The following is a 26,732-nucleotide window of genomic DNA, read 5'->3' on the forward strand; positions in this document are numbered from 1 at the left end:
CTCGGCGGCCCCGGCTGATGAGCCGAAGCCGCTGCGGTCCTTGAAGATTCGCCTCGAAGGTAGGTTCGACGCCGACCCGCACCCCCGCCCGACACACCGGCGGATAATCCGTCCGCGTGGCAGATCGAAGCCTGCTCGCACCGCGGCGCACCGCGAATGGCAGGCTGGATCCATGTCGTCCGCGTCATTCCCCCGCCGCAGCGCCCGAACGCAGGGCTTCACCCTGGGCGCTCCCCGGAACTTCACCGCCACCGCCGACGGTGCGGCGGTGCTCTTCCTGCGCTCGGCCTCCGGCACCGATCCCCGGAACTCCCTGTGGGCGCTGGACACCGCGACCGGCCAGGAGCGCGTGTTGGCCGACCCGACGGCGCTGCTGGACAGCGACGAGGTGTCCCCCGAGGAGCAGGCCCGCCGCGAGCGCGCGCGGGAACGCGCCGGGGGAATCACCGGCTACGCCGCGGACCGCGCCGGCAGCTCGGTTGTCTTCATGCTGTCCGGTCGGCTCTTCCACACCGCAGTCGCGACCGGCGAGACCCGCGAGCTCCCGGTGCAGCGCCCCGTCGCCGACCCGCGGCTGGACCCGGACGGCCGCCGGGTGTCCTACGTGTCCGGCCGCGCACTGCGTGTGATCGAAGTGGACGGTTCCGGCGACCGGGCGCTGGCCGCGCCCGACGGCCCGAACATCACCTGGGGCGCGGCGGAGTTCATCGCCGCCGAGGAGATGAGCCGCTTCCAGGGCTACTGGTGGGCGCCGGACGGCTCGCGGCTGCTGGCGGCCCGGGTGGACGAGTCCCCGGTGCAGAACTGGTACCTCGGCGACCCGAACGACCCGGGACGCGTCCCGACCCCGGTGCGCTACCCCGCGGCCGGGACGGCCAACGCCGAGGTCACCCTCGCGCTGGTCGACCTCGACGGCAACCGCGTCCCGGTGGACTGGGACCGGCAGGCGTTCCCGTACCTCGTCACCGCGCACTGGTCGCGGCACGGCCGCCCGCTGATCGCCGTGCAGACCCGCGACCAGCGCACCCAGCTGGTCCTCGCCGTGGACCCGGACACCGGGCGCACCACCGAGGTGCACCGCGACACCGATCCGCACTGGGTGGAGATCAAGCCCGGCTGGCCCGCCTGGACCCCGGACGGCCGCCTGGTGCGCATCAGCGCCGAGGACGGCGCGTACCGGCTCGTCGTCGGCGACCGGCCGTGGACCTCGGCTCCGCTGCAGGTCCGCAGCGTCCTGGACATCGGCGAGGACGACGTCCTGATCTCCGGTTCGGAGCAGGACCCGACGCAGGTGCACCTCTACCGCGCCACCGAAACCGGCGTCGAGCGCCTGACCACCGCGCCCGGCGTGCACACCGGTACCCGCGGCGGCGACGTGCTGGTGGTCGCCAGCGCGACCTTGGACGAGCCGAGGACCCGCGTCTTGGTGCGGCGGGACGGCCGGGAGGTCGCCGAGATCGCCAGCCGCGCCGAGGACCACGGCATGGACCTCAACGTCGAGCTGCTGCGCCTCGGCGACCGCGACCTGTACAGCGCCCTGCTGCTGCCCAGCGGCTACCAGCCGTCGGACGGTCCGCTGCCGGTGCTGCTGGACCCCTACGGCGGCCCGCACTCGCAGCGGGTGCTGTCCCGCCAGCAGGGCTTCCTGACCTCGCAGTGGTTCGCCGACCAGGGCTTCGCGGTGCTGGTCACCGACGGCCGCGGGATGGCCGGGCGCGGCCCGGACTGGGACCGAGCCATCGCCGGGGACCTGGCCAACCCGCCGCTGCAGGACCAGGTCGACGCGCTGCACGCCGCAGCGGCGCAGCACCCGGAGCTGGACCTCGACCGCGTGGCGATCCGCGGCTGGTCCTTCGGCGGCTACCTCGCCGCGCTGGCGGTGCTGCGCCGCCCGGACGTCTTCCACGCCGCAGTGGTCGGTGCCGGAGTGGTGGACTGGCGCCTGTACGACACCCACTACACCGAGCGCTACCTCGGCGACCCGAACGAAGCGCCCGAGGTCTACGAGGCGAACTCGCTGCTGGCCGACGCCGCGAAGCTGGACCGCCCGATGCTGATCGTGCACGGAACGGTGGACGACAACGTGGTCCTGGCGCACGCCCTCCGCCTGTCGGCGGCGCTGACGGCAGCGGCGCGACCGCACACGGTCCTGCCGCTGCCGGGCGTCAGCCACATGCCCACCGACGAGACGACCAGCGAGAACCTCCTGCTCCTGCAGGTCGACTTCCTCCGCAAGGCCCTGGCCGACTAGCGGCTCAGAGGATCTCCAGCGGGACGGGGTGCTCCGGCGCCGGGAAGGCCGCGTCGAGCTCGGCGAGGTCCTCGGCGGTCAGCTCGATGTCCAGCGCCGCGCGGTTCTGGTCGACGTGCTCCGGGGTGGCCGCCTTCGGGATCGCGCACACCCCGTCCTGCGCCAGCACCCAGGCGATCGCGATCTGCGCCGGGCTCGCCGCGTGGCGCTCGGCGACCCGGCGCAATGCCGGTTCGCCGAGCAGGCGGCCCTGCTCGATCGGCGAGTACGCCATCACCGGCAGCTCCTGCTCCCGGCACCACGGCAGCAGGTCGACCTCGATCCCGCGCCGGGTCAGGTTGTAGAGCACCTGGTTGGTCGCCGACTGCCGACCGAGGTCGCTGGCGAACAGCTCGTCCACGTCCTCCGGGTCGAAGTTGCTCACCCCGAAGCGCTTGATCTTGCCGTCGGACCGCAGCTGCTCGAACGCCTCCAGCGTCTCGGCCAGCGGCGTGCTCCCGCGCCAGTGCAGCAGGTACAGGTCCAGGTGGTCGGTGCCGAGGCGGCGCAGGCTGCGCTCGCAGGCCTCGACCGCGCCGCGACGGCTCGCGTTGTGCGGGTAGACCTTGCTGACCAGGAACACCTCGTCCCGGCGCCCGGCGATGGCGGCGCCGACGACCTCCTCTGCCCCGCCGCTGCCGTACATCTCGGCGGTGTCGATCAGCCCGACGCCCAAGTCCAACCCGCGGCGCAGCGCGGCCACCTCGGCCGCTCGCTGCCCGCGCCGCTCCCCCATGCCCCAGGTGCCCTGCCCCAGCACCGGCAGTTCTCCGCCACCGGGCAGTTGGATGCCACGCATGCACGCTCCCAAGATCGCTGATTCCATCGCTGCCGGGCGTGCGGCCAGCATACGGTTCAGCGCTGGTGGGGCTGGACGGGCTGGTTGGGCAGGGCGGGCTGCTTGGGCAGGACGGCCGTCAGCTGGAAGCCGCCGTCCTCGGACGGCCCGGCGTCGAGCTGCCCGCCCGCCATCCGCACCCGCTCCGAGAGCCCGGCCAGTCCGGAACCGCCACCGCCCACGTCGACGGTCCCGCCGCGCGGCGCGCCGTTGGTGACGACGATGTGCAGCGCACCCGCCCTGCTCGCCAGGTCCACCTTGATCACCGCGCCGGGCGCGTGCTTGGAGGCGTTGGTCAGGGCTTCCTGGACCACGCGGTAGGCGGCCCGCTCCACCGCCGGTGGCACGTCCGGGTCGCCGAGTTCGCTGGACAGCTCCACGTCCACCCCGGCCGCGCGGGCCTGACCGACCAGCTCCGGGATGGTGTCCAGCCCGGTCCGGCCGGTGCTGCCCAGCCCGAGCGTCGCGCGCATCTCGTCCAAGGCCTGCTTGGCCAACCCGCGCAGCCGACCTGCCGTCTCCACCGCCTCGGGATCGGTGGTGGTGGCGCCGAGCGCGGCCGATTCCACCGCGATCAAGGTGACGTGGTGGCCGACGGCGTCGTGGATCTCCCGCGCGATCCGCGCCCGCTCATCGGCCCGCGCGGTCTCCGCCTTCGCCTCCAGCTCCGCCGCGGTGGCCGCTTCCAACCGGCGCAGGCTCTCCGCCAGCTGCTGCCGCAACGACACCAGCGCTCCCAGCGCGACCGGTGCACCGGCGGCCAGCACCACGTACGCCAAGGTCAGCAGGATCGCGCCGACCGGCAGCGACTGCAGGATCAGCACCGGGGCGACGGCGACCGCAGCGGCCAGCCCGCCCCAGGCGACCAACGACCGGGCCTGCGGCTGAGCCCGGCCGAGCGCGAACAGCGCCACGAGCGTCGCGGGCCAGCCGAGACCACCGGCCAGCGCGGGCATGCACAGCAGCACCGTGGTGCGCGGCCACCGCCGCCGCAGCGGCAGCAGGAATGCCGTGATCAGCCCGGACGCCGTGGCGTAGCTGAACGGGTCCGGGGCGGCCAGCACCGCGGCCGCCGGGATCGCGACGACCAGCGCTTCAACTGCGAGGGTGCGCCACCGCACGGCGCTCACCAGCGGTCGCCCACGCCCGCGACGCGCTGCGCGATCAACGCGGCCTGCACGCGGTTCTGCGCGCCCAGCTTGCTCAGCACGGTCGAGACGTAGCTCTTCACCGTCGCCTCGGTCAACCCGAGCCGCATCCCGATGTCGGCGTTGGAGCGACCGTCGGCCAGCAGCTCCAGCACCTGCCGCTCCCGGGCGGACAGGCCCCGCACCAGCTGCACCTCGTGCGCGTTGTCGGTCGCGCCGCGGAACCGGGGCAGCAGCCGCGCGGTGATCCGCGGGTCCAGCACCGCACCACCGGCCGCCAGGTCGTGCACCGCCCGGACCAGCACCGCCGGGTCGGCGTCCTTGAGCAGGAACCCGTTCGCGCCGTGGCGCAGCGCCTCGGACACGTAGTCGTCCAGGTCGAACGTGGTCAGCACCGCCGCCGCGGGCGGGTCCGGCAGCACCATCAGCTCCCGCAGCGCGGACAGGCCGTCCTTGCCGGGCATCTGCACGTCGATCAGGGCGACGTCCACCCGGTGGGCGCGGACCGCGGTGAGCAGCTCGTGCCCGTCGCCCGCCTCGGCGACCACTCGGATCGTGCCGCTGGTCTCCAGCAGCAGTCGCAGGCCCCGCCGCAGCATGGCCTCGTCGTCGGCCAGCACCACCCGGATCGGCTCCCCGCCGTCCTCCGCCTGCACCTCTCGGTCACCTCCCCTGCTCCGAAAGGATTGCTCGCAGACTAGCGGGGTGGTGCGAACGCAGCGCGCACACCACCCGAGCGGAAAGTGATCAGCGACGCCCGCCCTTGGCCGCCTTGCGCTCGCGCACCCGCACCGAGATCCGCACCGGGCTGCCGACGAACCCGAAGGTCTCCCGGAGCTTGCGCTCCAGGAAGCGCCGGTACCCGGCCTCCAGGAAGCCGGTGGTGAACAGCACGAACGTCGGCGGCCGGGTCTGCGCCTGGGTGGCGAACAGGATCTTCGGCTGACGGCCGCCGCGCACCGGCGGCGGGTTGGCCGCGACCAGCTCGGACAGCCAGCCGTTCAACCGGCCGGTGGGCACGCGGGTGTCCCACGAGTCCAGCGCGGTGCGCAGCGTCGGGGCCAGCTTGGCCACCGCGCGCCCGGTCTTCGCCGAGACGTTGACCCGCTCGGCCCACCGCACCCGCACCAGCTCGCGGTCGATCTCCTTCTCCAGCTGGCGGCGGCGGTCGTCGTCGACCAGGTCCCACTTGTTGTAGGCGATCACCAGCGCCCGACCGGCCTCCACCACCATGGTGATCACCCGCAGGTCCTGCTCGCTGAGCGGCTCGGACCCGTCGATCAGCACGATGGCGACCTCGGCCGCCTCGATGGCGGCCTTGGTGCGCAGCGAGGCGTAGTACTCGGTGCCGCTGGCGGTCTTGACCCGCTTGCGCAGGCCCGCGGTGTCGACGAACCGCCACACCTCGCCGTCCAGCTCGACCAGCGAGTCCACCGGGTCGACCGTGGTGCCCGCGACGTCGTGCACCACCGACCGCTCTTCCCCGGTCAGCTTGTTGAGCAGGCTCGACTTGCCCACGTTCGGCTTGCCGACCAGCGCGACCCGCCGGGGCCCGCCGGACGCGCCGAACACCTCGCGCGGGGTTTCCGGGAACGCCGCCAGCACGGCGTCCAGCAGGTCGCCGGAGCCGCGGCCGTGCAGCGCGCTGATCGGCATCGGCTCGCCCAGGCCCAGCGACCACAGCGAGTGCACGTCGGCGTCACCGCGCTGGTCGTCGACCTTGTTGGCGGCCAGCAGCACCGGGCGCTTGGAGCGGCGCAGCACCCGCGCCACGGCCTCCTCGGTCTCGGTGGCACCCACCCGCGCGTCGACCACCAGCAGCACCGCGTCCGCGGTGTGCATGGCCAGCTCCGCCTGCGCGGCCACCGACGCCATCAGGCCCTTCGCGTCGGGCTCCCAGCCGCCGGTGTCCACCACGGTGAACCGGCGGCCGTTCCACAGCGCGTCGTAGGCCACCCGGTCCCTGGTCACGCCGGGGGTGTCCTGCACGACGGCCTCGCGACGGCCCAGCAACCGGTTGACCAGCGTCGACTTGCCCACGTTGGGGCGGCCGACCACGGCCAGCACCGGCTGCGGCACCGGCGGCGCGGCGTCCTCGGGCGCGGAGACCTCGTCGAACTCGGCCCACTCGGCCTCGTCGGACCACGTGCCGTCCAGGCCTTCCAGCGACTCCTCGGTCACGCTCGTTTCCCTCTCACATCGTCATCGCGGTGGTCGGCGACCAGCCGGTCCAGTTCGGCGATCAGCTCGACCAGTTCGGTGCGCACCGCTTCGGTCGCCACGACCAGGCCGGTGCGGCCCTTGCCCGCGGGCAGCGCGATCGGCTCGCCGAACAGCACGTCGATCCTGGGCAGCAGCCTACGGCCCCGCCCTTCCGGACGCCGCGTGCCCCGGACCGCGACCGGCAGCACCTGGGCCCCGGAGGCCCGCGCCAACCAGGCCGCGCCGTGCTGCGCGCTCTCCACGTCGCCGGACCCGCGGGTGCCTTCGGGGAAGACCCCGACCAGCCCTCCGGCTTTGAGCACCCGCACCGCGGTCAGCAGCGGCGTGCGGTCCGCCTCGCCGCGCCGCACCCCGATCTGCCCGATGCGGCGCAGGAACCAGCCCAGCGCGCCCTTGAACATCTCCTGCTTGATCAGGAACACCGCGGGGCGCGGCAGCATTCCGATCAGCAGCGGCCCGTCCAGCAGCGAGCTGTGGTTGGCCACCAGCACCACCGGGCCGGTGCGCGGGATCCGCTCGGCCCGGTGGACGCGGACCCGGAACGGCAGCCGCACGATCCGCCGCGAGATCCACCGGCCGAACCGGTGCAGCCGCGGGGACGCACCCTCGGGCAGGGTCTGCTCGCTCATGGCTGTCCCGCCTCTCCGCGCTTCACAGTCGTGGTTGCGTCCGGCTCGACCTCACGTTTCGCGGTTTCTTGTGGCTGGTTTGCGTCCCGTTCCCCTGAGGTGCGGTTGAGCAGAACTGGGGTTGCCACAGGACTACTCATTCCGCGAACTCCTCTCCCTGAGCAGGCCGCGGCTCTCGACGTGCTTGTGCAGCTGCTCGAGCACGCCCGCCACGTCCAGGTCGGTGGTGTCCAGCTCCAGCGCGTCGTCGGCCTTGCGCAGCGGCGCGACCTTGCGCCCGGAGTCCAGCGCGTCGCGGCGCTGCACGTCGGCGTGGGTGCGGTCCAGGTCCCCCGCGCGCCCCTCGGAGAGGTCCTGCGCGGTGCGCCGCTCGGCGCGGGCCGTGGAGGACGCCGTCAGGTAGACCTTCAGCCCGGCGTCGGGCACCACGACGGTGCCGATGTCGCGGCCCTCGACCACGATGCCGCCGGGCTCGACCAGGGCCTCGCCGATCAGCCTGCGCTGCAGCGCGACCAGCTGGTCCCGCACCTCGGCGACCGCCGACACCGCGGACACCGCCCCGGTGACCTCCGGTCCGCGGATCTCCCGCCCGACGTCCTGGCCGTCGAGCAGCACCGCGGGCCGCTCCGGGTCGGTGCCCATGGTCAGCTCAGCCGCGCGCACCACCCGCACGACCTCGGCCTCGTCGGACGGCTCGACCTGCGCGCGCAGCACGGCCAGCGTCACGGCGCGGTACATCGCACCGGTGTCGAGGTAGGTCGCGCCGAGCGCCGCGGCCAACTTGCGGGACACCGTCGACTTGCCGGTGCCCGACGGACCGTCGAGGGCCACCACACCGCGGAGCTTGGCGTGTGCCACGTGCTCTTCCTCCTGATCGTCGCCGCACCCGGCCGACGGCCGGACCAACCGTCCATTCTGCCTGGTCCCCGGCGGCAGGTCCCAATCGCATCCCGATCCACCCGAACTACCGGTCGAACTCCGGTGCTCGCGGAATATGGTGGGCGGGTGGACGTAACAGTGACCCCGCTGCCGGGACTCGGCACGCGGCAGGACTTCACCACCCGCTCCGGCCACCGCATCGGTGTGATCACCTACCGGGACGGCCGGTTCGAGCTGATCGTCTCCGACCACGAGGACCCGGACAAGGTCGCCGCCTCGGTCGACCTGACCACCGCCGAGACCAGCGCGCTGGCCAACCTGCTGGGCGCCCCGCAGCTGGTCGCGCAGCTCACCGAGCAGCAGCGCGAGGTCACCGGCGTCACCACCTGGCAGCTGCCGCTCACCCCGGGTTCGCCCTACGACGGCCGCACCCTCGGCGACACCGAGATGCGCACCCGCACGTCGGTGTCGATCGTCGCGGTGGTCCGCGACGGCACCGTGCACCCCTCGCCCCGCCCGGACTTCGCGTTCGCCGGCGGTGACCTGGTCGTCGTCGTGGGCACCAGCGAGGGGCTGCGCGCCGCCAGCGAAATCCTGGAGAAGGGCTGACCCCGGTCCGCTCCACCCGCCCGGTCGCCGACCGGGACACGCGTCGCCAACGGTGGTCCCACGCGTGCCGAACCCAGAACAACTCCATACGCAGGCAACACGCGAGAGGAACACCACGGTGCACGACACGGCGATCTCGTTGATCGAGCTCGGCGCGGTCTTCTTCGGTCTCGGCCTGCTCGGCAGGCTCGCCTGGAAGATCGGCATCTCCCCGATCCCGCTGTACCTGCTGGGCGGGCTGGCGTTCGGCACGGGTGGGCTGGTCCCGCTGCACGGCATCGAACCGTTCACCCACCTGGCCTCCGAGATCGGCGTGGTCCTCCTGCTGCTCCTGCTGGGGCTGGAGTACTCGGCGGGCGAGCTGGTCACCGGCCTGCGCCGCTCGTGGCTGGCCGGGCTGATCGACATCGCGCTGAACGCGTTACCGGGCGCGGTGGTCGCGCTGATGCTGGGCTGGGGCCCGATCGGCGCGCTGACCATGGCCGGTGTCACCTACATCTCCTCGTCCGGCATCGTCGCGAAGGTCCTCGGGGACCTGGGTCGACTGGGCAACCGGGAAACCCCGGTGATCCTGTCGATCCTGGTCTTCGAGGACCTCGCGATGGCCGTCTACCTGCCGATCCTGACCGCGCTGCTGGCCGGGGTCAGCTTCCTCGGCGGGCTCACCGCCGTCGGGGTGTCGCTGGTGGTGATCACCCTCGTGCTGGTGATCGCGCTGAAGTTCGGCAAGTACGTCTCGGCGCTGATCGACAGCGCCGACCCGGAGGTCTTCCTGCTGCGGCTGCTCGGCTCGGCCCTGCTGGTCGCCGGTATCGCCTCGGAGCTGCAGGTCTCGGCCGCGGTCGGCTCGTTCCTGCTGGGCATCGCGATCTCCGGGTCGACCGCGGCGAACGCGACCCGGATGCTGGAGCCGCTGCGCGACCTGTTCGCCGCGCTGTTCTTCGTGGTGTTCGGGCTGAACACCGACCCCTCGCAGATCCCGCCGGTGCTGCCGGTGGCGCTGGTGCTGGCCGTGATCACCGCGGCGACGAAGGTCGTCACCGGCTGGGTGGCCTCGCAGATGCAGGGCGTGGGCCGGATGGGCCGGGCGCGGGCCGGTGCCGCGCTGGTGGCGCGCGGCGAGTTCTCCATCGTGATCGCCGGGCTGGCGGTGGCCTCGGGCGCGGTGTCCGGTGAGCTGGCCGCGCTGGCCACCGCCTACGTCCTGCTGATGGCGATCCTCGGTCCGGTCGCGGCCCGCGTGGTCGAGCCGGTGGCCCGCCTGGTCGTCCGCCGCCCGGCGGCCAAGGCCTGACCCGGGGTCACATCCCGACGATGCGGTACAGCGAGCCGACTTCCTGGCGGTTGAGCGGGCGGATCGCGCCGGGCCGCTCGGAGGTCAGGCGGACGTCGCCGATGCGGGTGCGCACCAGGCGCTGCACCGGGTGGCCGACGTGCTTGAGCAACCGGCGCACGATGCGCTTGCGGCCCTCGTGCAGCACGATCTCCACCAGCGCGCGGTTCTGGTTGGTGTCCACGACCTTGAACCGGTCCACCTTCACCGGGCCGTCCTCCAGCTCCACGCCCTTGCGCAGCTGCTGGCCCAGCTCCTTCGGGATCGGGCCGATGACCTCGGCCAGGTAGGTCTTGCGCACCTTGTAGGACGGGTGCATCAGCCGGTTGGCCAGCTCGCCGTCGTTGGTGATCAGCAGCAGGCCCTCGGTGTCCTGGTCCAGCCGCCCGACGTGGAACAGCTTGCCCTCGCGCTCCCGCAGGTAGTCGCCGATGCACGGGCGGCCCTTGTCGTCGGACATGGTGCACAGGATGCCGCGCGGCTTGTTCAGCATCAGGTGGGTCAGGTTGTCGTTGACCATCACCCGGTTGCCGTCGACGTGGATCACCGCGGTCGCCGGGTCGACGCGGCGGCCCAGCTCCGTGACGACCTCGCCGTCGACCTCGATGCGCCCCTCGACGATCATCTCCTCGGCCGCGCGCCGCGAGGCGACCCCGGCCTGGGACAGCACTTTCTGCAGGCGCACGCCTTCCTCGGCGGCGTTGGACGGGCGGTGTTCAGACGTCATCGATCGAATCCACTTCGGGCAGCAATGGGGCGAGCGGCGGCAGTTCCTTCAGCGACGACAGGCCCAGCCGTTCCAGGAACAGCTCGGTCGTGCAGTACAGGATGCCGCCCGTCTCCGGGTCGGTCCCGGCCTCTTCGATTAGGCCGCGCCCCACCAGGGTACGGATGACGCCGTCGACGTTCACACCCCGTACGGCTGCCACCCGGGACCGGGTCACGGGCTGCCGGTAGGCGATGACCGCCAGCGTCTCCAGCGCGGCGCGGGTCAGCTTCGAGCGCTGCCCGTCGAGCAGGTAGCGCTCCACGTAGGGCGCGTAGGTCTCCCGGGTGTAGAACCGCCACCCGTCGCCGACGCGGCGCAGGTCGATGCCGCGCTCGGCCTCGGCGTAGCCGTCGGAGAGCCGCCGCAGCGCCTGGCGGATCCGCTTGACGGGCTGCTCCAGGGTGTCGGCCAGCAGCTCCTCACCGGCGGGCACGTCGACGACCAGCAGCAACGCCTCCAGCGCGGCGTCGAGCGCGGAATCCGACGTCAGGTCCGGCGCACCCTGGGGCTCCACCACCTCGTCGGCCGCGACCTCCGGCTCGGCTGCGAGCTGCGGCTCCAACTCGCCGCTCATACCCATTCCGCCTCCCCGCGATTCACAGTCGTGGTTGCGTTCGGGGTCTATCTCGCGTTCTGCGGTTTCTTGTGGCTGGCTTGCGTCACGGTCCCCTGAGGTGCGGTTGAGCAGTTCTGGGGCTGGCACAGGATCGCTCATCCGTACTCCTCTTCCTCTGCGTTGGCGCGCTGCGCCTCGGCGTCGACCTTGGCCTGCTCCAGGCTGCCGCCCACCCACCGCACGAGCAGCTCGCCCAGCGGCGTCTCCTGCTCGAACTGCAGCACCTTCTCGCGGTAGAGCTCCAGCAGCGCCAGGAACCGGGCCACCACCTCGACGGTGTGGCCGCAGTCCGAGGTCAGCTCCGGGAACGTGGCGCTGCCCTTCTCCGCCAGCCGCACCCGCAGCAGCGCCGCGTGCTCGCGGACGGACACGCCGTGCTGGTGGATGTGGTCCAGCGACACGGTGGGCGGCGGCTTGGGGCGGAACACCGCGGCCGCGATCTCGGCGAACCGCTGCGGCTCGACCCCGATCCGCACCTCCGGCAGCAGGTTCTCGAACCGCTCCTCCAGCGACACCGAGCGCGGGTAGCGCCGCAGCGCCCCGGCCTCCAGCTCGCCGAACAGCGCCGCCACCTGCTTGTACGCCCGGTACTGCAGCAGCCGCGCGAACAGCAGGTCGCGCGCTTCCAGCAGCGCCAGGTCCGCCTCGTCCTCCACGTCGGCCGCGGGCAGCAGCCGGGCCGCCTTGAGGTCGAGCAGCGTCGCGGCCACCACCAGGAACTCGGTGGTCTCGTCGAGGTCCCACTGCTCGCCGAGCGCCCGGGTGTAGGCGATGAACTCGTCGGTGACCTTGTGCAGCGCCACCTCGGTGACGTCCAGCTGGTGCTGCGAGATCAGCTGCAGCAGCAGGTCGAAGGGGCCCTCGAAGTTGTCCAGGCGGACGGTGAACTTGCCGGTGCTGCCGGGATCCCCAGGTGCCTGCTCCTCCCCGGCAGCGGGTTCGGTCACTCGCCGGGCTCCCGCAGCCGGCGGACCAGCTCCGAGTCGGCACCCCGCTCGTCGAGGTCGGCCAGCGCCGCGGCAACCGCTTCGCGCACCACCCGGCCGCGGTCCACGGCGATGCCGTGGTCGGCCCGCAATGCCAGTCGCGCCTGCTCCAAGCCCAGCAACTCCTCGTCGGAGACGTACACGGTGATCTTCGCATCGTGCTTGCGCCGACCCGACCCGGACCGCCCGGAACGGGCGGGCGCGGCCGGTGCCGCTTCCGGCGCGTCGGCGTGATCCGCGCGAGGAACAGTAGTACGGAACAGTTCGGCGGCTCCCGGCAGGGCTGCCCGCCGGGTCATCTGGCGATCACCTCGCGGGCCAGCGCCCGGTACGCCTGGGCCCCCGCGGAGCGCGGCGCCCACCTGGTGATCGGCTCCCCGGCCACGGTGGTCTCCGGGAACCGGACCGTGCGGTTGATCACCGAGTCGAACACCACGTCGCCGAACGCCTCCACCACGCGCGCCATGACCTCGCGGGAGTGCAGCGTGCGCGGGTCGAACATGGTGGCCAGTATCCCGCTGATCTCCAGCTTCGGGTTCAGCCGCTCCCGCACCTTCTCGATGGTGTCGATCAGCAGCGCCACCCCGCGCAGGCTGAAGAACTCGCACTCCAGCGGGATGATCACGCCGTCGGCGGCGGCCAGCGCGTTGACCGTGAGCAGGCCCAGCGACGGCTGGCAGTCCACCAGGATGTAGTCGTAGTCGGCCAGCGCGGGCTGCAGCACCCGGTGCAGCGTCTGCTCCCGGCCCACCTCGGCGACCAGCTGCACCTCGGCCGCGGACAGGTCGATGTTGCTGGGCAGCAGGTCCATGCCGTCGACGGTGGTCCGCCGCACCACGTCCTGCACGGTGACCGACCGCTCCATGATCACGTTGTAGATCGTCTGATCCAGCTGGTGGGGCTGGACCCCGAGGCCGACCGAGAGCGCGCCCTGCGGATCGAAATCCACCAGCAGCACCCGGCGTCCGTACTCCGCCAGGGATGCGCCGAGGTTGATCGTCGACGTGGTCTTCCCCACCCCGCCCTTCTGGTTGCACATCGCCAGCACCGCGGCGGGACCGTGCCGGTCCAGCAGCGGCGGTTCCGGGATGTGCCGACGCGGCCGGCCGGTGGGACCGAGACCGCGGGGATTCGGCGCCAGGTCAGCGCCTTCCACGTGGCCCGTCGTCTCGGGGGCGATGCTCAGGTCGACCGCGCCCCGGGACCGCCCGTCGGCGGAGGGCTGCGGCAGCGACATGGCGATCAGACTCCTTTTGGTACCGGTGGCGATCAACCGCAGCCTAAGTGGCATTCACTACCAGCGGCAACGCGCCTCGCCGGGGTGTCCGAAGTTCCTTGTGATCTCCGTGTGATCAACGTCTACCGCCAACGCGGCCCGGCCGCATGCGCAGCGCGACCAACTCACCCCGAAGCGTGGGCGCGCGGGTGGGCCGTCGCGTAGACCTCGCGCAGCGCGTTCACGGTGACCAGCGTGTAGACCTGGGTCGTGGTCACGGAGGCGTGCCCGAGCAGCTCCTGCACCACCCGGACGTCCGCGCCGCCCTCCATCAGGTGCGTGGCGAAGGAATGCCGCAGCACGTGCGGGGAAACGTCACCGCCGATGCCGGAGCGCCGCGCCGCCGTCTTCAACGCGTTCCACGCGCTCTGGCGGGAGAGCCGACCGCCGCGCGAGTTCACGAAGATCGCCGCGCTGCCCCGACCGCGCGCCACCAGCGCTGGCCGCGCCCGCACCAGGTACGCGTCCAACGCCTCCAGCGCGGGGCGCCCGACCGGCACCAGCCGCTGGCGGCCGCCCTTGCCGTCGAGCCGCACGGTCCGGTCGGTGCGGTCGACGTCGTCGAGGTCCAGCCCGATGGCTTCGGAGATCCGCGCCCCGGTCGAGTACAGCAGTTCCAGCAGCGCCCGGTCCCGCAGCCCCTTGGCGTCGTCTCCCCCGGCGTGCTCCAGCAGGGTGTCGACATCGCCGACGGACAGCGCTTTCGGCAACCGCTTCGGCAGGCTGGGCGGCGCGACCTCGCGCGCCACGTCGACGGCGAGCTTGCCCTCGGCGTGCGCGAACTTGTGCAGCCCGCGCGCTGCCACCAGGGCCCGCGCCGCCGAGGACGAGGCCAGCGGCGGCCGCTGCTCGGTGCCTTCCCGTAGCTCGGCCAGGAAGTCGGAGAGGTGCTGCGCGCGCACCTCGCCGAGCCCGGCTATCCCAGCACCGACCAGGAATTCGGCGTACCGGCGCAGATCCCGGGCGTAGGAGTCCAGCGTGCTGCGCGCGGTGCCGCGCTCCACCGCGAGGTGGTCGAGGTAGCCGCTGATCGCCTCGCGCAGCTCGGGCGGGAGTGCGTCGAAACCCCTCACCCCAGCCGCCGGCGGAACCGCTGCGGCCGGTCCGTCCACTCGGCGTCGACCGGCCGCCCCGACCGGCCGCCGTCGCGCACCGCCTTGGCGGCGAGCAGGCCCGACACCGCGGGCGAGTTCACGATCTCCCCGGCCAGCACCATGTCCACCGCCTCGGCGAACGGCACGCGGCGGATCACCAGATCGGCCTCCTCGTCCCCGACCGCCTCCGGCCGGTCCACATCGGACAGACCGGTGGCCAGGAAGATCCGGATGCTCTCGTCGGTGAAACCGGGCGAGGACGCGACGTCGACCAGGACCGACCACTCCTCGGCCGCGATCCCGGCCTCCTCGGCCAGCTCCCGCTGCGCGGTGCGCACCGGCTCCTCGCCCGCGACGTCCAGCAGGCCCGCGGGCAGCTCCCACAGCCGCCGCCCCAGCGGGTAGCGGTACTGGTGCAGCAGGACCACCCGGTCCTGCTCGTCGACGGCGACCACGGCCACCGCGCCGAGGTGCTCGACGACCTCGCGCCGCGCGTGCCCACCGCCGGGCATCCCGACCTCGTCGGCCCGCAGCGCGAGGATCCTGCCGACGTAGACGTCCTCGCTGGCCAGGGTGGTGAATTCGTGCTCGCCGTTGGTGCGCTCGACACCGCGTTCCGTCATGTCCACGCCGAACACCCTAGAGCCGATCGGCGCGGCGCAGCGAGCGGCGCGATCCCGCCGGAGGCGGGCCGCCCCCGGCCTCCGGCGGGATCACCTGGTCACGCGCTCGGCGCGGGCTCCTCCACCGGCTCCAGCTCGACCGGCAGCCGCTCCGCGGCGCGGTAGTCCAGCGCGGCCTTGACGAACGCGGCGAACAGCGGGTGCGGACGCGTCGGGCGGCTCTTGAGCTCCGGGTGCGCCTGGGTGCCCACGAAGAACGGGTGCTCCTCGCGCGGCAGCTCGACGAACTCCACCAGCCGACCGTCCGGCGAGGTGCCGGAGAACACCAGGCCCGCCTTGCTCAGCCGGTCGCGGTAGGCGTTGTTCACCTCGTAGCGGTGCCGGTGCCGCTCGGCGACCTCGGTCGAGCCGTAGGCCTCGGCCACGATCGACTCGGCGCGCAGCTTCGCCGGGTAGGACCCCAGCCGCATGGTGCCGCCCATGTCCCGGTCGCCGGAGACCACGTCGTGCTGGTCGGCCATGGTGCTGATCACCGGGTGCTGGCAGGGCTCCTCGAACTCGGTGGAGTTGGCCCGCTCCAGCCCGGCCAGCGACCGCGCCGCCTCGATCACCATGCACTGCAGGCCCAGGCACAGCCCGAGGACCGGGATGCCGTGGGTGCGGGCGTAGCGGATGGCGCCGAGCTTGCCCTCGATGCCGCGCACCCCGAAGCCGCCGGGGATCAGCACACCGTCCATTCCGGACAGCGCCTGCGCGGCACCGGCGTCGGTCTCGCAGGTGTCCGAGCCGACCCAGGAGATCTCCACCTTGGCGCGGTGCGCGAAACCGCCGGCGCGCAGCGCCTCGGTGACCGACAGGTAGGCGTCGGGCAGATCCACGTACTTGCCGACCAGCGCGATGCGCACCTTCTCCGACGGGTTGTGCACCCGGTCCAGCAGGTCGCCCCACACCGACCAGTCCACGTCGCGGAACGGCAGCCCCAGCCGCCGCACCAGGTAGGCGTCCAGGCCCTCGCCGTGCAGCACGCGCGGGATGTCGTAGATCGACGGCGCGTCCGGGCAGGCCACCACGCCGTCGGTGTCGACGTCGCACATCAGCGCGATCTTGCGCTTGAGCTCCTCCGGCAGGTCCCGGTCGGAGCGGCAGACCAGCGCGTCGGGCTGGATGCCGATGTTGCGCAGCGCGGCCACCGAGTGCTGGGTTGGCTTGGTCTTGAGCTCACCCGACGGCGCCAGGAACGGCACCAGCGAGACGTGCAGGAAGAAGCAGTTGTCCCGGCCGACGTCGTGGCGCACCTGGCGGCAGGCCTCCAGGAACGGCAGCGACTCGATGTCGCCGACGGTGCCGCCGACCTCGGTGATCACCACGTCGGGGGTGCGGCCGTCCTCGTCCGGCTCGGCCATCGCCCGGATGCGCGCCTTGATCTGGTCGGTGATGTGCGGGATGACCTGCACGGTGTCGCCCAGGTACTCGCCGCGGCGCTCCTTGGCGATGACCGCGGAGTACACCTGGCCGGTCGTCACGTTGGCGTTGCGGGTCAGGTCGCGGTCCAGGAACCGCTCGTAGTGCCCGATGTCGAGGTCGGTCTCCGCGCCGTCCTCGGTGACGAACACCTCACCGTGCTGAAACGGGTTCATCGTTCCCGGATCGACGTTCAGGTAGGGGTCGAGCTTCTGCATGGTCACCCGCAGGCCGCGGGAGGTCAGCAGTTCGCCCAGGCTGGACGCCGTGAGCCCCTTACCCAACGAGGAGGCCACGCCCCCCGTGACGAACACGTGCTTGATCGTGCGTGCTTGCGGCGCCAACAAATGCTCCCCGTGGTCAAGCCGTCGCCTGGCTGGATTTCTGCACTGGCAGGACGGCTGGATCCGTCGCTCCCACGGAATTCCAGCCTAACGCACGTCAGCCGGGCCGCGCACCGAGACCCACCGCAGCCGAACCAGACCCGAACGTCCAGGTCAACCGCCATCCGGGCGGCTGATCACCGACCGGTCAGCCGCGCGTGCTCGGCACCGGCCCCTGCGCGCTGCTCGCCACGCCGTAGTGCCCGGCCTGCCGGTCGGCCTGCTCGCGCACCGCCAGCACCACCGCGACCCGGCCCGAGCCGCCGTCGACGTTGTCCACGGTGGACAGGTTCGACGCGATCGCCGGATCGGCCCGCGCCACGCCGACCGCCCCGGTGCCGTCGGCCGAACCGGGCCCACCGGCCAGCACCGCGCCCTGCCCGGCCCGGTCGATCTGGGTGGCGAACCGGGCCAGCGTGGCGGCCTCGTCCCCGGCCCGGTCGCCGTCGAGGTGACCGCCGGTGAGCACCACCGCCAGCTGCGCGGGCCGCAGGCCCGGCGAGGCGGTGGCGAAGCCGCCGTCGGCCAGCCCCGCGAACGCGGCCGCCCGCTCCGGGTCGCCGGTCTGCGGCTGCCCGCTCTGCGGGTCGAGCAGGGCCAGCGGGCCGATCAGGCCACCGGCCAGAGTGCCCGGGTCGGCCGCGGTGGGCAGCTGGACCCCGGCGGGCAGCAGCTCGGTGACCACGCGGCGCAGCTGGTCGGCCCGGTCCGGGTCGGCGAAGCCCTCGCCCAGGCGCACCTCACCGGTCAGGTCCGCGCCCGCATCGCGCAGCAGCTGCGACATCGCCTCCCGCTGCTGGTCGGGCGCCTCCGCCGAGCTGATCAGCACGACGCTGCGCTGCGCCAGCTGCCCCTGCACGGCCATCGGCGCCACCGCGGAGTCGAACTGCTCGGACGCCGCGACCTGCGCCTTCAGCGCGCTGCGCTCGGAGTTGAGCTGCTCGACCTGCTCCTGCAGCGAGTCCCGCTGGTTGCCGACACCGGCCAGCAGCCGGTCGCTCATCGAGGTCGAACCGAGCACCACGCCGACCGCCAGCGCCAGGAAGACCGCGGCGATCGACACGATGTGATACCGCATCGAGATCACGTGAAAAGCCCCTTGAAGTATGCCGCCACCTGGTCGCCCGCACCGGCGACCACGTCCATGAATGCGGTGCCCAGACCGGAGACCAGCAGCGCCACGACCACCACCAGCAGCACCGCGACCACCAGCAGCACCACGGCGCTGGTCGGCGTCCGGCTGCGCTGCAGGGCGGCCACCGCCCGGCCGTCGATGATCTTGCTGCCCATCCGCAGCCGGGTCAGGAAGGTCGACGGGTTGGAACCGGACCGCCCGCTGTCCAGGAACTCGCCCAGCGTCGCGTGGAAGCCGACCGTGACCACCAGGCTGGCCTTGTGCGCGTCGGCCAGCAGCAGCGCCAGGTCCTCCGGGTTGCCCGAGGCCGGGAACGTCACCGCGCCGATGCCGAGGTCCTGGATGCGCTCCAGCCCGGGCGCGTGCCCGTCCAGGTGGGCCGGGATCACCAGCTCAGCGCCGCACTTGAGGGTGTCGGTGCTGATGATGTCCGGGTCGCCCACGATGACGTCCGGCTTGTATCCGGCCTCCCGCAGCACGTCCGCGCCGGTCTCGACGCCGATCAGCACCGGCTTGTACTCGCGGATGTACTTGCGCAGCCGTTTGAGGTCGTCGGCGTGGCCGTAGCCCGGCGCCAGCACCAGGACCTGGCGGTCCTCCAGCGAGATGCTCAGGTCCGGGACGCCGATGCCGTCCAGGATGAGCGTCCGCTCCTTGCGCAGGAACTCGATGGTGTTCGCGGAGAACGCCTCCAGCTGCGCCGACATCCCGGCCTTGGCCTCGATGAGCAGGTCGGCGACCGAGTCGGCGTCCTGCGCCGTCCCGCGGCCGATCTCCCGCTCGCCGACGAACACCCCGCCCTCGTGCAGCCGGATCTTCGTGCCGTCCTTGATCTGGCGCGCGAGCTCGGGGCCGACGCCGTCGACGAGCGCGATCCCGGCGGACAGCAGCACGTCGGGCCCCAGGTTCGGGTAGCGCCCGGAGATCGACGGCGCCGCGTTGACCACCCCGACCACACCGGCCGAGACCAGCGCTTCAGCCGTGCGCCGGTCCAGGTCGGCGTGGTCGATCACCGCGATGTCGCCGGTGCGGACCCGGCGCAGCACGTCGTCCGAGCGGCGCTCGATCCGGGCCACCCCGACCACACCGGGCAGGTCGCCCTGCTGGCGAGCAAGCAGACCGCTGAGTTTCATGCACCGATGGTGACAAACCGATCACCCGATTTCGGTCCGCCACGCCGATACCCCTGGTCCACCTGGATCACAAAATGTTCGGCCAAATGGCGCAGATCACTTCCCGCTCTTCGCCTTCTTCTTCGCGGGCTTCTTCCGCCGGAAGCGGGCCTGCGCCAGCTTGTACGCGGTGGCGGTGTTCAGCAGCTCCTCGGCGTGCGCGCGACCGGTCTCGGTGGAGTCCATCCCGGCCAGCATCCGGGCCAGCTCCACCACCCGCTGCTCGTCGGCCACCACCCGCACGTCGCTGCGGGTCAGCCCGCCCTCGGCGTTGCCCTTGTCCACCACCAGGTGCCGGTCCGCGTAGGCGGCGACCTGCGGCAGGTGCGTGACGACCACGACCTGGTGGGTGCGCGCCAGCCTGGCCAGCCGCCGCCCGATCTCCACCGCGGCGCGCCCGCCGACCCCGGCGTCGACCTCGTCGAAGACCAGCGTGGGCACGGTGTCGGCGTCGGCCAGCACCACCTCCAGCGCCAGCATCACCCGCGACAGCTCACCGCCCGAAGCGCCCTTGTGGATCGGCAGGGCGGGAGCGCCGGAGTGCGCGATCAGCTGGAGCTCGACCTCGTCCACGCCCTCCGGGCCCGCGTGCACGCTCTTGCCGCGCACCTGCAGCGCGTTCGGATCCCCGGCCTCGGCGGGTTTCGGCTGCACCACGACCTCGAGGCGGGCCTGCGCCATGGCCAGCCCGTCCAGCTCCTCGGACACCGCCTCGGACAGCCCGACCGCCGCCTCCCGCCGCGCTTCGGTGAGCGCGACGGCGAGCTCGGCCAGCTCGGCGGCCAGCTCGTCGCGGCGCGCGGCCAGCGCGGCCAGCGCCTCCTCGGAGGTGTCCATCCCGGCCAGCCGGGTGCGGGCTTCCTCCGCCCAGGCCAGCACTCCGTCGATGTCCGCCGCGTACTTCTTGGTCAGCTGCTTGAGCTCGGCCTGCCGGGCCAGCACCTGCTCCAGGCGGGCCGGGTCGGCGTCCAACCGGTCCAGGTACCCGCCGAGCTCGCCGCCGACGTCGGCCAGCACCGCGACGGCTTCGGCCACCCGCGGCTCCAGCTCCCGCAGCGCCGGGTCCTCGGCGGCCGACAGGCGCCGCCGGGCCTCCCCGATCAGCCCGATCGCACCGGGCGCGTCCGGGTCCCCGTCCGCCGAGCCGGTCAGCGCCAGGTGGGCACCCGCGGCGATCTCCCGCAGCTGGTCCACGTCCGCCAGCCGCCGGGCCTCCTCGACCAGCGCGACGTCCTCGCCGGGTTCCGGCGCGACCGCCTCGATCTCGCCCAGCCCGTGCCGCAGCAGGTCCGCTTCCCTGGCCAGCTCCCGGGAGCGCTCGGTGCGCTCGGTCAGCTCCCGGACCGCCTCCACCCATTCAGCGCGCACCCGCTGGTAGTTCGCGAGCACCTGCAGCACGGGTTCCCCGGCGAAGCGGTCGAGCACCGCCCGCTGCTCGCCGGACCGCAGCAACCGCAGCTGGTCGTTCTGACCGTGCACCGCGAGCACCTGCTCGGCCAGCTCGGACAGCACGGCGTTGGGCACCGAACGGCCCCCGAGGTGGGCGCGGGAACGCCCGTCCGCGGTGACCGTGCGCAGGGCGATGAGGCTTCCGTCCTCGTCCGGTTCGGCCCCGGCTTCGGAAGCGACCTTGGCCGCGGGTGAGTCGATCGTGGTCTGGAACCGGCCCTCCACGACGGCACGCTGCGCACCGGAGCGGACCCGGGAGGCGTCGGCGCGACCACCGCCGAGCAGGTGCAGCCCGGTGACCACCATCGTCTTGCCGGCGCCGGTCTCGCCGGTGACCACGGTCAACCCCTCGTGCAGTGCGAGCGTGGCGTCGTCGATGACGCCCAGTCCCTGGATGCGCATCTCCGCCAACACATCAAGCACCCTACTGGCACGCCCGGACGCGCGATGCCCCGCTGGGAATAACGAAACGCTCAACTCGTCCGCGCGCTGCTCAGCGCGTGGCCGGGCCCCGCCACCCCTGCACCGGCAACTCGAACTTGTGCACCAGGCGATCGGTGAACGCGGTGTCGTGCAGCCGCACCAGGCGCAGCGGGCTGTCCCCCGCCACCACCTCGACCCGCGCCCCCGGCGGCAGGTCGAAGTGCCGCTGCCCGTCGCAGCTGAGCACCGCGTGGTGGCCGTGCTGGTCGATCTCCACCGCCACCAGCGATTCCCGCGACACCACCAGCGGCCGGGCGAACAGCGCGTGCGCGTTGCTCGGCACGACCAGCAGGGCCTGCACCTCGGGCCACACCACCGGTCCCCCGGCGGAGAACGCGTACGCGGTGGATCCGGTCGGCGTCGAGCAGAGCACGCCGTCGCAGCCGAACGCCGACACCGGGTGCCCGTCGACCTCCACGACCACGTCCAGGATCCGCTCCCGGCTGCTCTTCTCCACGCTGGCCTCGTTGAGCGCCCAGGTGCTCGCCAGCACCTGGCCGTCGAGCTTCGCGGTGACCTCGACCGTCATCCGCTCCTCGACGTGGTACCGGCCCTCCACCACGGCGGCCAGCGCCTCGTCCAGCGCATCGGAGTCGGCACCGGCCAGGAAGCCGACCCGGCCCAGGTTCACGCCGAACACCGGGACGTCGGCCAGCCGGGCCAGCTCTGCCGCGCGCAGCAGCGTGCCGTCCCCGCCGAGCACCAGCACCAGCTCGGTGCCCGCGGCCGCCTGCGCTCCCGGGGCCACCACCCGGCTGTAGCAGTCGGGCCTGAGCTCGGGGGCCTCCTCCGCCAGCACCCGCACCCGCAGCCCGGCGCCGATCAGCTGACCGGCGACCTTCTCCGCGGTGCGCACGTTGTGCTGCCTGCCGGTGTGCACCACCAGCAGCACCTCTCGGGTCAACTCCCACTCCTCACCGGTGCGAGTTCTTGACGGCGGTCTGCGGTCCCCGTCGAACCGCGTCCGCCACCAGCGCTTCCGCCGCAGCTGCGTCGGTGCGCTCGCCGGGCCTCAGCCACAGGAAGTACTCCACGTTGCCGGACGGTCCGGGCAGCGGGCTGGCCACGACGCCGCGCAGCCCCAGCCCGTTCTCGGCGGCGACCTGCACGACCTCCAGCACCGCCTCGGCCCGCAGCTGCGGGTCGCGCACCACCCCGCCGGAACCCAGCCGCTGCTTGCCGACCTCGAACTGCGGCTTGACCATCGGCACCAGATCGGCGTCCGGGGTCGCGCAGGCGGCCAGCGCGGGCAGCACCAGCTTCAGCGAGATGAACGACAGGTCCGCCACGACCAGGTCCACCTGCCCGCCGATGTCCTCCGGGGTCAGCGAGCGGACGTTGGTCCGGTCGTGGATGTGCACCCGATCGTCGGTCTGCAACTTCCACACCAGCTGCCCGTAGCCGACGTCGACCGCGACGACCTCGCGGGCCTCGCGGCGCAGCAGCACGTCGGTGAACCCGCCGGTCGACGCACCCGCGTCCAGGCACCGCCGCCCGGCCACGGACAACCCCTCGGGCTCGAAAGCTTCCAGCGCGCCCAGCAGCTTGTGCGCGCCCCGCGACGCCCAACCGGGGTCGTCCACGTCCTCGGCGACCACCACCGGAGCGTCGGTCTCGACCGCGGTGGCGGACTTGCGCGCGACCATGCCGCGCACGCTCACCCGACCCGCCTCGACCAGTTCGGAGGCGTGCTCGCGGGACCGCGCCAGCCCGCGACGAACCAGTTCGGCATCCAACCGCGCCCTGCGTGGCACTGCGTCAGCTCCTGTGTGCACTCGTTCCGGAGAGGAGGTGATCGGCCTTCGACAGCGCGTCGGTGAGCGCGGTGTGCACCGCCTCGAACCGTTCGACGTGCTCGGCGACGGGCCGCTCCCGCACCTCGTCGAGGTCGGCGACGGCCGCCGCGATGGCGTCGATCGCCGACTGGCCGTCGTCGGCCGGGCGCGCCAGCATCGCGGGATTCGGCATCTGCCCCGGAGAGGTCATCCGCTCCTGCTCCCCTCGATCACGCCGCGACCGCTGTGCGGCGACGTCTCCACGCTATCGGAACGCCCCGGCGGTGACACCGCGGCGTCCGCCGCTTCAGGCCAAGCCGAGCTCGCGCAACGCCGCCTTCGCGGGCTCGTCCGCCGCCCGCACCTCGACAGGTCCGGACGAAGCGGCCCACCACGCCGCGCACAAGGTCCGCAGCGCGGCGAGCGCATCGGCCTCGCCCTCGGAACGCGCCAGCTCCAGCACGCCGTCCTCGACCCGCGCGCGCCACCCGGGCTGCGCTGCGATCGCCACCTCCGCGGGATCCTGCAACAACCCGCGCAGATCGGCCGCGACGTGGTCGGGGCGCATCTCCGGGGCGGCGCCGAGCAGATCGGCGGGGGTGTTCACCCCGGTCAGCACCATCAGCGACGGCATCCCCGCGTTGACCGCGCCCGCGATGTCGGTGTCCAGCCGGTCCCCGACCATCAGCGGCGACCGCCCGCCCGCCGAGTCGACCGCGCGGTCCAGCAGCGGGCGCTCGGGCTTCCCGGCCACCAGCGGCTCCTGGTCGGTCGCCGCGCGCAGCAGCTCGACCAGCGCACCGTTGCCCGGCACCAGACCGCGTTCGGTCGGCAGCGTGCGGTCCCCGTTGCACGCCACCCACAGCGCCCCGGCGCGGATCGCCAAGCAGGCCTCGGCGAGGTCGCGGTACGCGATCTCCGTCGAGAGCCCCTGCACGACCGCGGCCGGGTCGTCGGCGAAGTCCGACACCGGAACCAGCCCGACGCGGTCCACTTCGGACGCCAGGGCGGCGGAACCGACCACCAGCACCCGGGATCCGGCGGGCAGCTTCTCGGCCAGCACGGCGGCACCGGCCTGCGCGCTGGTGCTCACCTCGGCCCGCTCCGCGGTCAGCCCGAGACCGGCGAGGTGGTCGACCACCGCCTGGTCCGGTTTGGACGCGTTGTTGGTGACGTAGCGGACCTGGACGCCGCGGCGGTGCACTTCCCGGACTGCCTCCAGGGCACCGGGAACGAGTTCACCGCCGCGGAAGACCGTGCCGTCCAGGTCGAACAGCACGACGTCGTGGCCGTCGAGGAGCGTCCCGCTCACTGCGCTCGCGCGCCCCCTTCGGCTTCGCCGTCAGCGGCGTCCTTCTTCAGCTCCTCGGCATCCGCCGAGTCCACCGCGTCCTCGGCGACCGCGTCTTCAGCGTCCTCGTCGGGGGAGCCGTCCTCGTCGTCGAGCTCGTCCTCGTCCGAGATCCCAGCGGCGGCCTCGGCCTCGGTCACCAGCTCTTCGACGACCTCCGGCCCGCCGATCTTCTCGGCCAGCTCCTCCAGGCGCTCCGGAGCGTCGGTCTCCTCCTCGTCGTCGGCGTGCGCGGCGTGCACGAACCAGGTGAAGGCCTCGCGCTCGCGGCCAGCGGCCAGCAGGTTGTCGGCGTAGGCGTAGAACAACCGCGCGCTCCACGGGTCCTGCCGCTGCGGGTCGAGCTCGGGGATCTGCAGGCTCACGACGGAGGCCTCGACCTCACCGAGGTCCCGGCGCGCCCCGGCCGCCACGATGCGCAGCTCGACGGCGTCCTCCTGCTCGAGCTGGGTCGCCTCCTGGCTGCGGGCGAGCTCCACCGCCCGCTCGGGCCGCCCCAGCGCGCGCTCGCAGTCGGCCATCATCGCGAGGTGGCCGGGGCCGCCCGCGATGCGACGAGCCGCGCGCAGCTCGGACAGCGCCTCGCTCCACTCACCCGCCAAGTACGCGGCGAGCCCGTTGGCCTCGCGCACCGACGGGATGCGGGACGCCTTCTGCCGGGCGAACCGGGCGTGCGCGAGAGCCTTCTCCGCGTCCTCGTCGACCAGCTGGCCAGCAGCGACGAGGTGCAGCGCGACCTTGTCGGCCAAGCCCTTGGGCAGCGGCAGCAGCTCGCGGCGCACCTCGGCGTCGAGCTCCTTGGGGTCCAGGCCCTCGGGCAGCTCCGGCTCCTGCAGCTTCGGGCTCGACTCGGCAGCCTCGTTCGACTGCTTCGCGGCGTCCTCGCGGGACCCGCTGCGCTCCCGGTCGCCCCGCCGGTCATCACGACGCGGCCGGTCCCGGAAGTCGCGGTCGTCACGACGCGGCCGACCACCGCGGTCGAACCGGTCCCCGTCCCGCCGCGGGCGGTCATCCCGACGCTCGTCCCGGCGAGGCCGGTCGTCGAAGCTGCGGTCGTCACGACGCGGCCGCTTGTCGGAACCCCGGTCGTCGCGACGCGGACGATCCTTGAAGTCGCGGTCGTCGCGGCGCGGCCGGTCGCGGAAGTCCCGATCATCCCGACGGGGCCGGTCATCGCGACGCGGACGGTCGTTGAAGTCCCGGTCGTCCCGACGCTCGTAACCGCCACGTCGGTCGTCGCGGCGGAAGTCCCCGCGGTCGCGGTCATCCCGACGGAAGCCGCCGCGGTCGTCACGCCGGTCGTCCCTGCGGAAACCGCCCCGGTCATCACGCCGGAAATCACGACGGTCGCGGTCATCCCGACGGAACCCACCGCGGTCGTCACGCCGGTCATCCCGACGGAAGTTGTCCCTGCGGTCGTTGTCACGTCGGAAGCCGCCGCGGTCGTCACGCCGGTCCCGGTTGTCCCGGCGGAAGTCGCCGCGATCGCGGTCATCGCGGCGGAAGTTGTCGCGGCGCGGTCCGCGATCGTTGTTGAAGCCGCGGTCGCGGTCGTCGCGGCGGAACCCACCGCGGTCATCGCGCCTGTCATCGCGCCGGTTGTCGAAATCCCGGCGGTCGTTGTCACGGCGGTCGTTGTCGCGGCGGAAGCCACCGCGGCGGTCCTGGCCGCCCTGGCCGCGGAACCGGTCGCGGCCGCCGAAGTCGTCGCGGCCCCGGCGGTCGTCGCGGTAGCCGCCGCGGCCGCGGTCATCCCGGTCGTTGCGGAAGCCGCCGCGGTCGTCCCGCGAGCCGAAGCGGCGCGGGCCGCCCTGTGAACCACGGCGCTCGAAGCTCCCGCGGCCGCCTTGGCCGCTTCGGCCGGCACCGGCCCCGCGGCGAGAGTCGCCGCGCCTGTCGTCGGAACCGGACACCGAACCTCCTGAAGCAGAAAAACTGAAGTACCCACCAGCGTAGCCCCACGTCTCGGCGGGCCGCGGCGGGCCGCACCCCGATGTGAGCGGGGGCAACTCCCGGTCATGAACTCGGTCATGAAAAAAGGGGCCGACCGGAGATCCGTCCCGCAAGGACGGGTCCGGTCGGCCCCTCTCAAATTGTGTGTCGGCGGTGTCTTACTCTCCCACACCCTGTCGAGTGCAGTACCATCAGCGCTGGGGAGCTTAGCTACCGGGTTCGGAATGGGACCGGGCGGACCCTCCCCGCCATCGCCA

Annotated in this window: 26 protein-coding genes and 1 rRNA gene; 4 read left to right on the forward strand and 23 right to left on the reverse strand. The window is 72.9% G+C overall.

All coding sequences use genetic code 11. The features are described 5' to 3' along the window. Positions 1-172: 172 nt before the first annotated feature. On the forward strand, positions 173-2,251 hold the full coding sequence (locus tag F1721_RS29715) for a S9 family peptidase (protein ID WP_150070127.1): 2,079 nt from the start codon (positions 173-175) through the stop codon (positions 2,249-2,251). A gap of 4 nt (positions 2,252-2,255) precedes the next feature. Here F1721_RS29715 and F1721_RS29720 read toward each other — a convergent pair whose 3' ends face one another. The 6 genes from F1721_RS29720 to cmk form a co-directional block, all read right to left on the reverse strand. Then, a complete protein-coding gene (locus F1721_RS29720; RefSeq protein WP_150070128.1) occupies positions 2,256-3,089 on the reverse strand; it encodes an aldo/keto reductase in 834 nt (277 codons plus the stop codon). A gap of 56 nt (positions 3,090-3,145) precedes the next feature. After that, entirely contained in the window at positions 3,146-4,258 is a 1,113-nt protein-coding gene (locus F1721_RS35435; protein WP_150070129.1) for a sensor histidine kinase, read from the reverse strand. Beyond that, positions 4,255-4,932, reverse strand: a complete 678-nt coding sequence (locus tag F1721_RS29730; RefSeq protein ID WP_150070130.1) for a response regulator — start codon at positions 4,930-4,932, stop codon at positions 4,255-4,257. The genes F1721_RS35435 and F1721_RS29730 overlap by 4 nt, the downstream gene beginning before the upstream one ends. A 91-nt stretch (positions 4,933-5,023) precedes the next feature. Further along, a complete protein-coding gene (der, locus tag F1721_RS29735) occupies positions 5,024-6,457 on the reverse strand; it encodes a ribosome biogenesis GTPase Der (protein WP_150070131.1) in 1,434 nt (477 codons plus the stop codon). Next, a complete protein-coding gene (locus F1721_RS29740; RefSeq protein ID WP_150070132.1) occupies positions 6,454-7,128 on the reverse strand; it encodes a lysophospholipid acyltransferase family protein in 675 nt (224 codons plus the stop codon). Before F1721_RS29740 ends, der begins: the two co-directional genes overlap by 4 nt. 132 nt (positions 7,129-7,260) lie before the next feature. Further along, positions 7,261-7,986, reverse strand: coding sequence for a (d)CMP kinase (gene cmk / locus F1721_RS29745; protein ID WP_150070133.1), 726 nt, complete (start codon positions 7,984-7,986; stop codon positions 7,261-7,263). A gap of 147 nt (positions 7,987-8,133) precedes the next feature. Between cmk and F1721_RS29750 the strand changes: the two genes are divergently transcribed. Continuing rightward, positions 8,134-8,616, forward strand: a complete 483-nt coding sequence (locus tag F1721_RS29750; RefSeq protein ID WP_150070134.1) for a cation:proton antiporter regulatory subunit — start codon at positions 8,134-8,136, stop codon at positions 8,614-8,616. Positions 8,617-8,734: 118 nt separating this feature from the next. Beyond that, positions 8,735-9,910, forward strand: coding sequence for a cation:proton antiporter (locus tag F1721_RS29755; RefSeq protein ID WP_150070135.1), 1,176 nt, complete (start codon positions 8,735-8,737; stop codon positions 9,908-9,910). Between the two features lie 7 nt (positions 9,911-9,917). Here the strand turns inward: F1721_RS29755 and F1721_RS29760 are convergent, their stop codons facing one another. The 16 genes from F1721_RS29760 to F1721_RS29835 all read right to left on the reverse strand — a co-directional run bounded on the left by F1721_RS29760 (position 9,918) and on the right by F1721_RS29835 (position 25,304). Next, complete coding sequence (locus F1721_RS29760; RefSeq protein WP_150070136.1) at positions 9,918-10,676, reverse strand: pseudouridine synthase; 759 nt, start codon at positions 10,674-10,676, stop codon at positions 9,918-9,920. Then, positions 10,666-11,292 (reverse strand): SMC-Scp complex subunit ScpB, encoded by a 627-nt coding sequence (gene scpB, locus F1721_RS29765; RefSeq protein ID WP_425474425.1) that lies wholly within the window; start codon positions 11,290-11,292, stop codon positions 10,666-10,668. Before scpB ends, F1721_RS29760 begins: the two co-directional genes overlap by 11 nt. A 137-nt stretch (positions 11,293-11,429) precedes the next feature. Continuing rightward, positions 11,430-12,281, reverse strand: a complete 852-nt coding sequence (locus F1721_RS29770; protein WP_150070137.1) for a segregation and condensation protein A — start codon at positions 12,279-12,281, stop codon at positions 11,430-11,432. Then, positions 12,278-12,619 (reverse strand): hypothetical protein, encoded by a 342-nt coding sequence (locus F1721_RS29775; protein ID WP_150070138.1) that lies wholly within the window; start codon positions 12,617-12,619, stop codon positions 12,278-12,280. Before F1721_RS29775 ends, F1721_RS29770 begins: the two co-directional genes overlap by 4 nt. Continuing rightward, positions 12,616-13,557: a ParA family protein gene (locus F1721_RS29780; protein WP_150070139.1), complete on the reverse strand. Its 942-nt coding sequence runs from the start codon at positions 13,555-13,557 to the stop codon at positions 12,616-12,618. The genes F1721_RS29775 and F1721_RS29780 overlap by 4 nt, the downstream gene beginning before the upstream one ends. A gap of 164 nt (positions 13,558-13,721) precedes the next feature. Then, positions 13,722-14,669, reverse strand: a complete 948-nt coding sequence (xerD, locus tag F1721_RS29785) for a site-specific tyrosine recombinase XerD (RefSeq protein ID WP_150070140.1) — start codon at positions 14,667-14,669, stop codon at positions 13,722-13,724. Continuing rightward, entirely contained in the window at positions 14,666-15,313 is a 648-nt protein-coding gene (locus tag F1721_RS29790; RefSeq protein WP_150070165.1) for an NUDIX domain-containing protein, read from the reverse strand. The genes xerD and F1721_RS29790 overlap by 4 nt, the downstream gene beginning before the upstream one ends. A 98-nt stretch (positions 15,314-15,411) precedes the next feature. Further along, positions 15,412-17,118, reverse strand: a complete 1,707-nt coding sequence (locus F1721_RS29795; RefSeq protein ID WP_150070141.1) for a CTP synthase — start codon at positions 17,116-17,118, stop codon at positions 15,412-15,414. A 187-nt stretch (positions 17,119-17,305) separates the two neighbouring features. Further along, positions 17,306-18,244, reverse strand: a complete 939-nt coding sequence (locus F1721_RS29800; protein WP_150070142.1) for a copper transporter — start codon at positions 18,242-18,244, stop codon at positions 17,306-17,308. Further along, complete coding sequence (gene steA, locus F1721_RS29805; protein ID WP_150070143.1) at positions 18,241-19,425, reverse strand: putative cytokinetic ring protein SteA; 1,185 nt, start codon at positions 19,423-19,425, stop codon at positions 18,241-18,243. Before steA ends, F1721_RS29800 begins: the two co-directional genes overlap by 4 nt. 96 nt (positions 19,426-19,521) lie before the next feature. After that, on the reverse strand, positions 19,522-21,327 hold the full coding sequence (gene recN / locus F1721_RS29810) for a DNA repair protein RecN (protein ID WP_150070144.1): 1,806 nt from the start codon (positions 21,325-21,327) through the stop codon (positions 19,522-19,524). A 79-nt stretch (positions 21,328-21,406) separates the two neighbouring features. Continuing rightward, complete coding sequence (locus F1721_RS29815) at positions 21,407-22,300, reverse strand: NAD kinase (RefSeq protein WP_150070145.1); 894 nt, start codon at positions 22,298-22,300, stop codon at positions 21,407-21,409. Positions 22,301-22,310: 10 nt separating this feature from the next. Continuing rightward, positions 22,311-23,150, reverse strand: a complete 840-nt coding sequence (locus tag F1721_RS29820) for a TlyA family RNA methyltransferase (protein WP_150070146.1) — start codon at positions 23,148-23,150, stop codon at positions 22,311-22,313. A gap of 4 nt (positions 23,151-23,154) precedes the next feature. Further along, entirely contained in the window at positions 23,155-23,382 is a 228-nt protein-coding gene (locus tag F1721_RS29825) for a hypothetical protein (RefSeq protein ID WP_150070147.1), read from the reverse strand. A gap of 96 nt (positions 23,383-23,478) precedes the next feature. Continuing rightward, a complete protein-coding gene (locus F1721_RS29830; protein WP_150070148.1) occupies positions 23,479-24,483 on the reverse strand; it encodes an HAD-IIA family hydrolase in 1,005 nt (334 codons plus the stop codon). Continuing rightward, positions 24,480-25,304: a tetratricopeptide repeat protein gene (locus F1721_RS29835; protein ID WP_246155390.1), complete on the reverse strand. Its 825-nt coding sequence runs from the start codon at positions 25,302-25,304 to the stop codon at positions 24,480-24,482. Before F1721_RS29835 ends, F1721_RS29830 begins: the two co-directional genes overlap by 4 nt. On the opposite strand from F1721_RS29835, the gene F1721_RS34625 reads away from it, so the two are divergent. Next, positions 25,248-26,339, forward strand: a complete 1,092-nt coding sequence (locus F1721_RS34625; RefSeq protein WP_170301644.1) for a hypothetical protein — start codon at positions 25,248-25,250, stop codon at positions 26,337-26,339. The two genes, F1721_RS29835 and F1721_RS34625, sit on opposite strands and share 57 nt — an antisense overlap. A 281-nt stretch (positions 26,340-26,620) precedes the next feature. Here F1721_RS34625 and rrf read toward each other — a convergent pair. Next, positions 26,621-26,732: ribosomal RNA gene (gene rrf, locus F1721_RS29845) — 5S ribosomal RNA — on the reverse strand; the annotation flags it as partial.

This window comes from Saccharopolyspora hirsuta (assembly GCF_008630535.1).
Classification (GTDB): domain Bacteria; phylum Actinomycetota; class Actinomycetes; order Mycobacteriales; family Pseudonocardiaceae; genus Saccharopolyspora; species Saccharopolyspora hirsuta.